At 71.9% G+C, this 11,660-nt stretch carries 9 protein-coding genes; 5 read left to right on the forward strand and 4 right to left on the reverse strand.

The genetic code is table 11. The features are described from left to right. Positions 1 to 26 precede the first annotated feature (26 nt). The 3 genes from ACZ4VL_RS04490 to ACZ4VL_RS04500 all read right to left on the reverse strand — a co-directional run bounded on the left by ACZ4VL_RS04490 (position 27) and on the right by ACZ4VL_RS04500 (position 2,562). Positions 27 to 1,148 carry an amidohydrolase family protein gene (locus tag ACZ4VL_RS04490; RefSeq protein ID WP_468195731.1) on the reverse strand — a complete coding sequence of 374 codons (1,122 nt, stop codon included), beginning with the start codon at positions 1,146 to 1,148 and terminating at the stop codon, positions 27 to 29. A 103-nt stretch (positions 1,149 to 1,251) separates the two neighbouring features. Further along, the gene (locus ACZ4VL_RS04495) at positions 1,252 to 1,590 is read right to left on the reverse strand and encodes a hypothetical protein (RefSeq protein WP_404242156.1); all 339 of its coding nucleotides are present in this window, start codon (positions 1,588 to 1,590) and stop codon (positions 1,252 to 1,254) included. A 24-nt stretch (positions 1,591 to 1,614) separates the two neighbouring features. Further along, positions 1,615 to 2,562 carry a heme o synthase gene (locus tag ACZ4VL_RS04500; RefSeq protein WP_468195838.1) on the reverse strand — a complete coding sequence of 316 codons (948 nt, stop codon included), beginning with the start codon at positions 2,560 to 2,562 and terminating at the stop codon, positions 1,615 to 1,617. A gap of 252 nt (positions 2,563 to 2,814) precedes the next feature. Between ACZ4VL_RS04500 and tkt the strand changes: the two genes are divergently transcribed. The 5 genes from tkt to pgl all read left to right on the forward strand — a co-directional run bounded on the left by tkt (position 2,815) and on the right by pgl (position 9,592). Continuing rightward, on the forward strand, positions 2,815 to 4,899 hold the full coding sequence (tkt, locus tag ACZ4VL_RS04505; protein ID WP_468195734.1) for a transketolase: 2,085 nt from the start codon (positions 2,815 to 2,817) through the stop codon (positions 4,897 to 4,899). A 35-nt stretch (positions 4,900 to 4,934) separates the two neighbouring features. Then, complete coding sequence (gene tal / locus ACZ4VL_RS04510) at positions 4,935 to 6,053, forward strand: transaldolase (protein ID WP_468195736.1); 1,119 nt, start codon at positions 4,935 to 4,937, stop codon at positions 6,051 to 6,053. A 5-nt stretch (positions 6,054 to 6,058) separates the two neighbouring features. Beyond that, entirely contained in the window at positions 6,059 to 7,585 is a 1,527-nt protein-coding gene (gene zwf, locus ACZ4VL_RS04515) for a glucose-6-phosphate dehydrogenase (protein WP_468195738.1), read from the forward strand. Continuing rightward, positions 7,582 to 8,709: a glucose-6-phosphate dehydrogenase assembly protein OpcA gene (gene opcA, locus ACZ4VL_RS04520; protein ID WP_468195740.1), complete on the forward strand. Its 1,128-nt coding sequence runs from the start codon at positions 7,582 to 7,584 to the stop codon at positions 8,707 to 8,709. Before zwf ends, opcA begins: the two co-directional genes overlap by 4 nt. Before the next feature lie 100 nt (positions 8,710 to 8,809). Continuing rightward, positions 8,810 to 9,592: a 6-phosphogluconolactonase gene (gene pgl, locus ACZ4VL_RS04525; RefSeq protein ID WP_468195840.1), complete on the forward strand. Its 783-nt coding sequence runs from the start codon at positions 8,810 to 8,812 to the stop codon at positions 9,590 to 9,592. Between the two features lie 231 nt (positions 9,593 to 9,823). On the opposite strand, the gene pgi is transcribed toward pgl, so the two are convergent. Next, positions 9,824 to 11,479, reverse strand: coding sequence for a glucose-6-phosphate isomerase (gene pgi, locus ACZ4VL_RS04530; RefSeq protein ID WP_468195842.1), 1,656 nt, complete (start codon positions 11,477 to 11,479; stop codon positions 9,824 to 9,826). Positions 11,480 to 11,660: the final 181 nt, after the last annotated feature.

Here is an 11,660-nt window from a genome sequence, read left to right on the forward strand (position 1 = left end):
CCGCGGCTCCTGCGGCGCCGGCCGGGTCAGGGGCGTTCGTCGAGCCGGTAGACCCGCCGGGCGTTGCCCGCCGCGACCATCGCGGCCACCCGCTCGGCGTCCCGCCGGGACCAGGCCCCCTCCCCCACCCAGCCGCCGAGCACCCGGCCGAGCGCCTCCCGGAACGCCAGTGCGCCCACCGCGTGCAGTTCGGGCAGCCGCCGCCCGCCGCTGGAGAACAGCAGCTTGCCGAACGGGACGATCTCCAGCAGCTCGGCGAGGACCGCCGGGGCCCGGGCGCCGCTCTGCGCGAGGGCCGCCCCCAGGTCGGCGTGGACGTGCGGGAACGCGGCCGCCAGTCGGGCGGTGCGCCGGTGGTACGGGTACCCGCCGAGCAGCACCAACCGGCTCCCCGGCCCCTCGGTGGCCCGGACGAAGTCGGCCAGCAGCGCCGGATCGACCTGCTCCGCCCGCCGCCCCGGCTCCCCGCCGCCCGTGTGCAGCTGGAGCGGCAGCCCGGTCGCCACCGCACTCCACAGCAGGTGTCGCAGCAGCACGGGATCGCGTACGGCCCCGCCCGTGGGGCGCTGGGCCAGCCACCGCCCGGCGGCCCCGCGCACCTCCCCCGGTCCTGGCGGCTCGGCGCAGTGGGCGAGGGCGGCGGGGTAGCCCGCGTCGGGGCCGCAGGTGAAGGCGACGGCGCCGGCGGCGGCGTGGTGGACGGCCTCGGCGAGGTTGGCGAGGAAGGCGGCGACGGTCCCCGAGGTGTCGGCGACCTGCTCGGCCAGCGGCTCAAGCCGGACGAGTTCGAGGGCCTCGGCGTCACCCGCGAGGGCGAGTTCCTTGGGCCCGGTGAGGTCGCCCGGCGCGCCGGTGTCGACCAGGCGGGCGGCGACGCCGGAGCCGCGCAGCAGTCTGCGCCCGGTCTCGGCCGCGCCGAGTTCGCGCCGCCGGGCCAGGTACCGGGCGGGGGCGCAGTGGGGTTCCAGACCGAGCAGCGGCGGGCACCAGCGGCGCACGGCGAAGCCGGTCTGGGTGTCGAAGAAGGTGGTCCCGGGGGCGGGCGGCCCGGCCGGGGCGGACAGCTGGGCCTCGAAGGTGCCCAGGCCCAGCTCGGTGCGGAGCAGTCCGTGGCAGTACTGGTCCACCAGGGGCGGCGTTTCGATCATCCGGGCATCCCGTTGCGGACGTGGGGGGCTTCCACACGTCCTAACGGGTGAGCGGGGTGTGAGGTGTTGCTCGCGCTGTTGACCGAGCGGCCACCGTACGGGCTCAGGCGGCCGGGTTGGCCGTCCCGCCGAGCTGGATGCCGGCCATCCGGGTCCACTCGTACGGGCCGGTCTTCACGCGGGCTGCGAAGTCGCCGTCGAACTCCTCGTGGAGGGTGAGCCCGGCCTTCTCGGCGGCCTTCTCGGCCACCGCGTAGCTCGGGGCGACCAGGTCGCCCCAGCCGCCGTCCGTGCCGACGAGCACGATCCGGGTGCCGGCCTGGCCGATGTGCGCCAGCTGGCCCTCGGCGCCGCCGTGCTGCCGCGCGAAGGCGCCGATCTGCTTGGCCAGCTTCGCGGCGGCCCGGTCCTGCTTCTTGGTCTCTGCGGTGGTGTCAGCCATGGACAGCATGCTACCGGCGAGTAATCAGCGGAGGAAGGGATCCACGGCCACGGCCACGAACAGCAGCGACACGTAGGTGATGGACCAGTGGAACAGGCGCATCTCCTTGAGCTTCGCGCCGGTCACGCCCGCCTTCGCCCGCGCGTGCAGCGCGTGCGCCTCCCAGAGCCACCAGCCGCCCGCCGCCAGCGCGACCGCGGTGTAGAACCAGCCGGTGTAGCCCAGCGGGGTCAGCAGCAGCGAGACGCCGACCATCACCCAGCTGTAGAGGACGATCTGCCGGGCGACGGCCTGGTTGCCGGCGACGACCGGCAGCATCGGCACGCCGACGCGCGCGTAGTCGTCCTTCACCTTCATGGACAGCGGCCAGTAGTGCGGGGGCGTCCAGAAGAAGATGACGAGGAAGAGGATGACGGCGGCCAAGGAGACCTCGTCGCGCACCGAGGACCAGCCGATGAGCACCGGCATGCAGCCCGCGATGCCTCCCCAGACGATGTTCTGGGTGGTGCGCCGCTTCAACAGCATCGTGTAGACGACGACGTAGAAGAGGAGTGCGCCGAGGGCGAGGGCGGCGGACAGCCAGTTGACGAGCAGCCCGAACCACAGCGTCGACACCACGCCCAGGGTGATGCCGAAGACCAGGCACTCGCGGGGGCTGACCATGCCGGTGACCAGGGGCCGCTGCGCCGTGCGGTCCATCAGCGCGTCGATGTCGCGGTCGATGTACATGTTCAGCGCGTTCGCGCCGCCGGCGGACAGGTAGCCGCCGAAGCAGGTCGCGAGGACCAGCCACAGCGACGGCACGCCCTGCTCCGCGAGGAACATCACCGGCACTGTGGTGATCAGCAGAAGTTCGATGATTCGCGGCTTGGTCAAAGCCACAAAAGCCTTCGCACGGGCCCCGAACGGCCGGTGGCCGGGGCTCGTCCCGAGCACCCCCGAAGGACGGGATTCGACGGCCGTCACGCACACCCCTGACAGAGAATCCAGCAAGTTCCGGACATGTTGGACCGGTAAAGACTTGCGCGTACCACGCCACTTTAGACGTTGCGCTCTGCGCGCCCTGCGCGGGGGTCGCCTCGTGTTGGTCCGATCGCGGTCGGCAACGTTCTGACGGACTGCGCGCACTCGAATAGCTGCACGCCGCGGCGGGGGTAGGCTCGGAATCGCCGGTGCACGGTACGTGACCGGGAACCGACATCTGGAGAGGAGCCCTGACCCACGGTGACCACCAAGCCGACGACCACAGAGCTCGAATGGACCGATCTGGACCAGCGGGCCGTCGACACCGCCCGCATCCTGGCCGCCGATGCGGTCCAGAAGGTCGGGAACGGCCACCCGGGCACGGCGATGAGCCTCGCCCCGGCCGCCTACACCCTTTTCCAGAAGGTGATGCGGCACGACCCGGCGGACCCGGACTGGGTCGGGCGTGACCGCTTCGTGCTCTCCGCCGGTCACTCGTCGCTGACCCTCTACACCCAGCTCTACCTGGCCGGCTTCGGCCTGGAGCTGGACGACCTCAAGGCCTTCCGCACCTGGGGCTCGAAGACCCCGGGCCACCCGGAGTACGGCCACACCAAGGGCGTCGAGACCACCACCGGCCCGCTCGGCCAGGGTGTCGCGAACGCGGTGGGCATGGCGATGGCCGCCCGCTACGAGCGCGGCCTGTTCGACCCGGAGGCCGCCGCGGGCACCTCCCCCTTCGACCACATGGTCTACTGCATCGCCGGTGACGGCTGCCTCCAGGAGGGCATCTCCGCCGAGGCCTCCTCCCTCGCGGGCCACCAGAAGCTCGGCAACCTGGTGCTGCTGTGGGACGACAACCACATCTCCATCGAGGGCGACACGGAGACGGCCGTCTCCGAGGACACCGTCAAGCGCTACGAGGCGTACGGCTGGCACGTCCAGCGCATCGAGCAGCAGGCCAACGGCGACATCGACCCCAAGGCCCTGTACGAGGCCCTGGCCGCCGCCAAGGCCGAGACCGAGCGCCCCTCCTTCATCGCGATGCGCTCGATCATCGCCTGGCCCGCCCCGGACGCCCAGGGCACCGAGGCCTCCCACGGCTCGGCCCTCGGCGACGACGAGGTGGCGGCCACCAAGCGCGTCCTCGGCTTCGACCCGGAGCAGTCCTTCGAGGTCTCCGACGCCGTCATCGGCCACACCCGCCAGGCGCTGGACCGCGGCCGCGAGGCCCGGGCCGCCTGGGACAAGGACCTCTCCGCCTGGCGCACCGCCAACCCGGAGCGCGCGGCCGAGTTCGACCGCATCCAGGCCAACGAGCTGCCCGAGGGCTGGGAGGACAAGCTCCCCGTCTTCGAGCCCGGCACCGGTGTCGCCACCCGCGCCGCCTCCGGCAAGGTGCTCGCCGCCCTCGGCGCGGTCATCCCGGAGCTGTGGGGCGGCTCGGCCGACCTGGCCGGCTCGAACAACACCACCATCGACAAGAACTCCTCGTTCCTGCCGAAGGGCAACCCGCTGCCGGAGGCCGACCCGTACGGCCGCACCATCCACTTCGGCATCCGCGAGCACTCCATGGCCGCCGCCATGAACGGCATCGCCCTGCACGGCCACACCCGTATCTACGGCGGCACCTTCCTGGTGTTCTCCGACTACATGCGCAACGCGGTGCGCCTGTCGGCCCTGATGCACCTGCCGGTGACGTACGTGTGGACGCACGACTCCATCGGCCTCGGCGAGGACGGCCCGACCCACCAGCCGGTCGAGCACATCGCCTCGCTGCGCGCCATCCCGGGCCTGGCGGTCGTCCGCCCGGCCGACGCGAACGAGACGGCGATCGCCTGGCGCGAGATCCTCAAGCGCCACACCAAGGTCTTCGGCAAGGGCACCCCGCACGGCCTTGCACTGACCCGCCAGGGCGTCCCGACCTACGAGCGCAACGAGGACGCGGCCAAGGGCGGCTACGTGCTGTTCGAGGCCGAGGGCGGCAACGCCCAGGTCGTGCTCATCGGCACCGGCTCCGAGGTCCAGCTCGCCGTGGGCGCCCGTGAGGCGCTGCAGGCCGAGGGCATCCCGACCCGGGTCGTGTCGATGCCGTCCGTCGAGTGGTTCGAGGAGCAGGACCAGGCGTACAAGGACAGCGTCCTGCCGCCGGCCGTGAAGGCGCGCGTCGCGGTCGAGGCCGGCATCGGCCTGACCTGGCACCGCTACGTGGGCGACGCGGGCCGCATCGTCTCCCTCGAACACTTCGGTGCCTCGGCCGACGCCAAGGTGCTGTTCCGCGAGTTCGGCTTCACCGCCGAGGCCGTTGCCGCGGCCGCCAAGGAATCGATCGAAGCCGCGCGCTGACGCCGGTACGAACACCAGTAGGAGATGCAATTCCCATGACAGACGCACTCAAGCGCCTCTCCGACGAGGGCGTGGCGATCTGGCTGGACGACCTGTCCCGCAAGCGCATCACGTCGGGCAACCTGGCGGAGCTCGTCGACGAGTCGCACGTCGTCGGCGTCACCACCAACCCGTCGATCTTCCAGAAGGCGATCAGCAGCGGTGACGGCTACGAGCAGCAGCTCGCGGACCTGGCCGCCCGCAAGGTCACCGTCGACGAGGCCATCCGCATGATCACGACGGCCGACGTCCGCGACGCCGCCGACATCCTGCGCCCGGTCTTCGACCGGACCGACGGCCAGGACGGCCGCGTGTCGATCGAGGTCGACCCGCGCCTGGCCCACAACACCGCGGCGACGATCGCCGAGGCCAAGCAGCTCGCCTGGCTGGTGGACCGCCCGAACACGCTGATCAAGATCCCGGCGACCAAGGCCGGCCTGCCGGCGATCGCCGAGGTCATCGGCAAGGGCATCAGCGTCAACGTCACGCTGATCTTCTCGCTGGAGCGCTACCGCGAGGTCATGGACGCGTACCTGACGGGTCTGGAGAAGGCGAAGGCCGCGGGCCTGGACCTGTCCGAGATCCACTCGGTCGCCTCCTTCTTCGTGTCCCGCGTGGACTCCGAGATCGACAAGCGCCTGGACGCGCTGGGCACGGACGAGGCCAAGGCCCTGAAGGGCAAGGCCGCGCTCGCCAACGCCCGTCTGGCCTACGAGGCCTACGAGGAGGTCTTCTCCTCCGACCGCTGGGCCGCCCTGGAGCGTCTGGGCGCCAACAAGCAGCGCGCGCTGTGGGCCTCGACCGGCGTCAAGGACCCGGCGTACAAGGACACCCTGTACGTGGTCGACCTGGTCGCCCCGAACACGGTGAACACCATGCCCGAGGCCACCCTGGAGGCCACCGCCGACCACGGCGAGATCACGGGCGACACGGTGCGCGGCACCTACGAGCAGTCGCGCGCGGAGCTCGATGCGGTCGCGAAGCTCGGCATCTCGTACGACGATGTGGTGCAGCTGCTTGAGGACGAGGGCGTCGACAAGTTCGAGGCGTCCTGGAACGACCTGCTGAAGTCCACCGAGGCGGAGCTGGAGCGCCTCGCTCCCACGGAGGCCTGAGCACTTTGTCTGTAAACGGAGCGAACCCGCTTCGTGACGCACAGGACCGGCGGCTCCCGCGCATCGCGGGACCGTCCGGTCTGGTCATTTTCGGCGTTACGGGTGACCTGTCGCGCAAGAAGCTGATGCCCGCCGTCTACGACCTGGCCAACCGCGGCCTGTTGCCGCCGGGCTTCTCGCTGATCGGCTTCGCCCGCCGGGAGTGGGAGCACGAGGACTTCGCCCAGGAGGTGTACGAGGCCGTCAAGCAGCACGCGCGCACACCCTTCCGTGAAGAGGTGTGGCAGCAGCTGGTGCAGGGCTGCCGCTTCGTCCAGGGCGACTTCGACGACGACCAGGCCTTCGAGACCCTGAAGGCGACGATCGAGGAGCTCGACAAGCAGCAGGGGACGGGCGGCAACTTCGCCTTCTACCTGTCCGTGCCGCCGAAGTTCTTCCCGAAGGTGGTCCAGCAGCTCAAGGACCACGGGCTGGCGCAGAAGGAGGGCTCCTGGCGGCGCGCCGTCATCGAGAAGCCCTTCGGCCACAACCTGAAGAGCGCCGAGGAGCTCAACAAGGTCGTCCACGAGGTCTTCCCCCGGGACGAGGTCTTCCGCATCGACCACTACCTGGGCAAGGAGACCGTCCAGAACATCCTGGCGCTCCGCTTCGCCAACACGATGTTCGAGCCGATCTGGAACCGGTCGTACGTCGACCACGTGCAGATCACCATGGCCGAGGACATCGGCATCGGCGGCCGGGCCGGCTACTACGACGGCATCGGCGCGGCCCGCGACGTCATCCAGAACCACCTGCTCCAGCTGCTCGCGCTGACGGCGATGGAGGAGCCCGGCTCCTTCCATCCCAAGGCGCTGGTGGCGGAGAAGCTGAAGGTGCTCAGCGCCGTCGAGATCCCCGAGGACCTCGGCAAGCACACCGTGCGCGGCCAGTACACCTCCGCGTGGCAGGGCGGCGAGAAGGTCGTCGGCTACCTCGAAGAGGACGGCATCGACCCGAACTCGAAGACGGACACCTACGCGGCCATCCGCCTGGAGATCAACAACCGTCGCTGGGCGGGCGTGCCGTTCTACCTGCGGACCGGCAAGCGCCTGGGCCGCCGGGTCACCGAGATCGCGGTGGTCTTCAAGCGGGCCCCGTACCTGCCGTTCGAGTCGGGCGCGACCGAGGAGCTGGGGCAGAACGCCCTGGTCATCCGGGTCCAGCCGGACGAGGGCGTGACGGTCCGCTTCGGCTCCAAGGTCCCCGGCACCTCCATGGAGGTCCGGGACGTCACGATGGACTTCGCGTACGGCGAGTCCTTCACGGAGTCGAGCCCCGAGGCCTACGAGCGGCTGATCCTCGACGTCCTGCTGGGTGACGCGAACCTCTTCCCGCGCCACCAGGAGGTCGAGCTCTCCTGGAACATCCTCGACCCGATCGAGGAGTACTGGGACAAGCACGGCAAGCCCGCCCAGTACACGGCGGGTACCTGGGGGCCGGTCGAGGCGGACGAGATGCTCGCACGAGACGGACGGAGCTGGCGCCGGCCATGAAGATCGACCTCACGGAGACCACCTCCAGCAAGATCAACGCCGCGCTGGTGCAGGCACGCCGGGACATCGGCACGCCGGCCGTCGGCATGGTCCTCACGCTGGTGATCGTGACCGACGAGGAGAACGCGTACGACGCGCTCAAGTCGGCGAACGACGCGTCCCACGAGCACCCCTCGCGGATCATCGTCGTCATCAAGCGGGGCAGCCGTTCGCCGCGCAGCCGTCGCGACGCCCGTCTCGACGCGGAAGTCCGCGTCGGCGCGGACGCCGGTTCGGGTGAAACGGTGGTGCTCCGCCTCCACGGTGAGCTGGTCAACCACGCCGACTCCGTGGTCCTCCCCCTGCTCCTGCCGGACGCCCCGGTGGTCGTCTGGTGGCCGGAGGGTGCCCCGTCGGACCTTGCGGGCAACCCGCTGGGCGCGCTCGGCCAGCGCCGGATCGCGGACACGTACGCCTGCGAGGACCCCATCGGGGTGCTGGCGGGGCGGGCGGCCGCGTACGCCCCCGGTGACACGGACCTGTCCTGGACCCGGATCACGCCGTGGCGCTCCATGCTGGCGGCGGCCCTGGACCAGCAGGCCTTCCAGATCGTCTCGGCGGTCGTCGAGGGCGAGGACGAGAACCCGAGCTGCGAGCTGCTGGCCATGTGGTTGGCGGACCGCCTGAAGGTCCCCGTCCGGCGCACCCTGTCGGCGGGCCCCGGTCTGACGTCGGTGCACCTGGAGACCAAGGACGGCGAGATCGTCCTGGACCGGGCGGACGGTTCGCTGGCGACGCTGCGCATGCCGGGCCAGCCCGACCGGAGCGTGGCGCTCAAGCGCCGCGACACGGCCGAGCTGCTGGCGGAGGAGCTGCGCCGGCTCGACCCGGACAACACCTATGCGTCCGCGCTGAAGTTCGGCGTGGCGAAGCTGGAGTCGGCCCGTGCCCAGGCCGCTCCGACCGGGGCGGCGCCCGCCGCGGCCGCGGCGGAGGCCGAGGCGGTCGCCGAAGCCGTCGCCGACGCCGACACCGAAGCCGGTGCCCCGGCGGCCGACGCCGCCGGTTCCGCGTCCGCGGCCAAGGGCGGCAAGTCCGCCGGCAAGGCGGCCGCGCCGGCCAAGAAGGCCTCGGCCAAGCAGTGAAGCACGACGGCCGCCGGCCGGTCCGCCCCCCGTTCGCGGGGGTGCGGTCCGGTCGGCGGCCGAGCCATTTCCTGACGAAGAAGGCGGCAACAACATGGGTATGACGACTCCCCAGGTCGTCGTCCACCGGGACAAGGAGCTGATGGCCCAGGCCGCGGCCGCCCGGCTCATCACGAAGATCGTGGACGCGCAGGCGGCCCGCGGCAGCGCCTCGGTGGTCCTCACGGGCGGCCGCAACGGCAACGGGCTCCTCGCGGCGCTCGCAGCGGCCCCGGCCCGGGACGCGGTCGACTGGTCCCGCCTGGACCTGTGGTGGGGCGACGAGCGGTACGTCCCGGCCGACGACCCCGAGCGCAACCACGTCCAGGCCCGGGATGCGCTGCTCGACGCGGTCCCGGTGGACCCGGCGCGGGTCCACGTGATGCCCGCCTCGGACGGCCCGTACGGCAGTGACGTGGACGCGGCGGCCGCGGCGTACGCGGAGGAGCTGCGCCGGGCAGCGGAGCCGGAGGACCACGGTCCGGTGCCCCGCTTCGACGTGCTGATGCTGGGCGTCGGCCCGGACACGCACGTGGCCTCGCTGTTCCCGGAGCACCCGGCGGCGCGCGAGAGCGACCGCATGGTCGTCGGCGTCCACGGTGCCCCGAAGCCGCCGCCGACCCGCGTCTCGCTGACCCTGCCGGCCATCCGCGCGGCCCGCGAGGTGTGGCTGCTGGCGGCGGGCGAGGACAAGGCGGGCGCGGTGGCGATCGCGCTCGGCGGGGCGGGCGAGCTGCAGGCCCCGGCCGCGGCGGCGTACGGGCGCTCGCGCACCCTGTGGCTGCTGGACCGGGCCGCGGCGGCGAAGCTCCCGGCGGGCATGTACCCGCCGGCCTCGGCCTGACCCGGGGCGGCACCAGCCGGCCCGGGGCGGCACCGGCCGGCCCGGGGCGGCACCGGCCGGCCCGGGGCGGCACCGGCCGGCCCGGGGCGGCACCGGCCGGCCCGGGGCGGGGTCCGCAGCCGACCCCGCCCGCATGCACGAGGGCCCGCCCCCTCCCCGAATCCACCGGGAGGGGGCGGGCCCTCGGCGCGCGTCGCGGACGGCGGCGGCCACGGGCGGCCGCCGCCGAGGTCAGGAACGGCCGCGCAGCGAGCGGTACGCGGCCACCAGGCCGCGGGTCGAGGCGTCGAGGCCCGGGACGTCGGCGCCCTCGGTCAGGGCCGGCTCCACCCGCTTGGCCAGGACCTTGCCGAGCTCCACGCCCCACTGGTCGAAGGAGTCGATGTTCCAGACGGCGCCCTGGACGAACACCTTGTGCTCGTACAGCGCGATCAGCTGGCCGAGGACCGAGGGGGTCAGCTCGGCGGCCAGGATCGTGGTCGTCGGGTGGTTGCCGCGGAAGGTCTTGTGCGGGACGAGGGCCTCCGGCGCACCCTCGGCGCGGACCTCGTCCGCGGTCTTGCCGAAGGCCAGCGCCTGCGTCTGCGCGAAGAAGTTCGCCATCAGCAGGTCGTGTTGGGCGGCCAGCGCCGGGGACAGTTCGGCCACGGGGTGGGCGAAGCCGATGAAGTCCGCCGGGATCACCTTCGTGCCCTGGTGGATCAACTGGTAGTACGCGTGCTGCCCGTTGGTGCCGGGCGTGCCCCACACGACCGGGCCGGTCTGCCAGTCCACCGGGCGGCCGTCGCGGTCCACGGACTTGCCGTTGGACTCCATGTCGAGCTGCTGGAGGTAGGCGGTGAACCGCGACAGGTAGTGGCTGTAGGGCAGGACGGCGTGCGACTGGGCGCCGTGGAAGGCGCCGTACCAGATCCCGAGCAGGCCGAGCAGCAGCGGGGCGTTCTGCTCGGCGGGCGCGGTACGGAAGTGCTCGTCCATCAGCCGGAAGCCGCCCAGGAGTTCGCGGAAGCGGCCGGGGCCGATCGCGATCATCAGGGAGAGGCCGATGGCCGAGTCGAAGGAGTAGCGGCCGCCGACCCAGTCCCAGAACTCGAACATGTTGGCCGGGTCGATGCCGAAGTCCGACACCTTCTCGGCGTTGGTGGACAGCGCCACGAAGTGCCGTGCCACGGCGGCCTGGTCGCCGCCGAGGCCGTCCAGCAGCCAGGCGCGCGCCGATTCGGCGTTGGTGATGGTCTCGATGGTGGTGAAGGTCTTGGAGGCGATGATGAACAGGGTCCGCGCCGGGTCGAGGTCGCGCACCGCCTCGTGCAGGTCGGCGCCGTCCACGTTGGAGACGAACCGCACGGTCAGGTCGCGGTCGGTGAAGGCGCGCAGCGCCTCGTAGGCCATGGCCGGGCCCAGGTCGGAGCCGCCGATGCCGATGTTGACGACGTTGGTGATGCGCTCGCCGGTAAAGCCGGTCCACTCCCCCGAGCGCACGCGGTCGCTGAACGCGGCCATCTTGTCGAGGACGGCGTGCACACCGGGGACGACGTTCTCGCCGTCCACCTCGATGACCGCGTCGGGGGCGGCGCGCAGCGCCGTGTGCAGGACGGCCCGGTCCTCGGTGGTGTTGATCTTCTCGCCGCGGAACATGGCCTCGCGCAGCGCGGCCACTCCGGTCGCCTCCGCCAGCTCCCGCAGCAGCGCCAGCGTCTCGTCCGTCACGAGGTTCTTGGAGTAGTCGATGTGCAGGTCCCCGACCCGCAGCGTGTAGTCCGTGCCCCGGCCCGGCGCCGCCTCGAACAGTTCGCGCAGATGCGTCTGTCCGAGCTCTTCCCGGTGCTTGCCGAGGGCAAGCCACTCGGGGGTCCGGTTGAGCCTCACACGGCTGTCTGCGTTCATTTCGGACATCAACCCGTTTCTTCCGTCCTGTCGTGCCCCGCCGATCACCAACTTAAGGGATCGGAAGGGGGCCCACCGCATGCGAAGGGGCCCGGGGGGGGGGGGGGGGGGGGGGGGGGGGGGGGGGGTTGTTCTTTCTGCCCTCCCCTTTCGTCTTCGCCCGCTTGTTTGGTGTCGCGTA

Source organism: Streptomyces sp. NPDC029014 (genome assembly GCF_055564695.1).

Excerpts from the sequence above, each read along its gene's own strand:
- ACZ4VL_RS04490 (WP_468195731.1), bottom strand. The coding sequence starts at position 1,148 with ATGATCGAAACGCCGCCCCTGGTGGACCAGTACTGCCACGGACTGCTC.
- ACZ4VL_RS04495 (WP_404242156.1), bottom strand. The coding sequence starts at position 1,590 with ATGGCTGACACCACCGCAGAGACCAAGAAGCAGGACCGGGCCGCCGCG.
- tal (WP_468195736.1), top strand. The coding sequence starts at position 4,935 with ATGACAGACGCACTCAAGCGCCTCTCCGACGAGGGCGTGGCGATCTGG.
- opcA (WP_468195740.1), top strand. The coding sequence starts at position 7,582 with ATGAAGATCGACCTCACGGAGACCACCTCCAGCAAGATCAACGCCGCG.
- pgl (WP_468195840.1), top strand. The coding sequence starts at position 8,810 with ATGACGACTCCCCAGGTCGTCGTCCACCGGGACAAGGAGCTGATGGCC.
- pgi (WP_468195842.1), bottom strand. The coding sequence starts at position 11,479 with ATGAACGCAGACAGCCGTGTGAGGCTCAACCGGACCCCCGAGTGGCTT.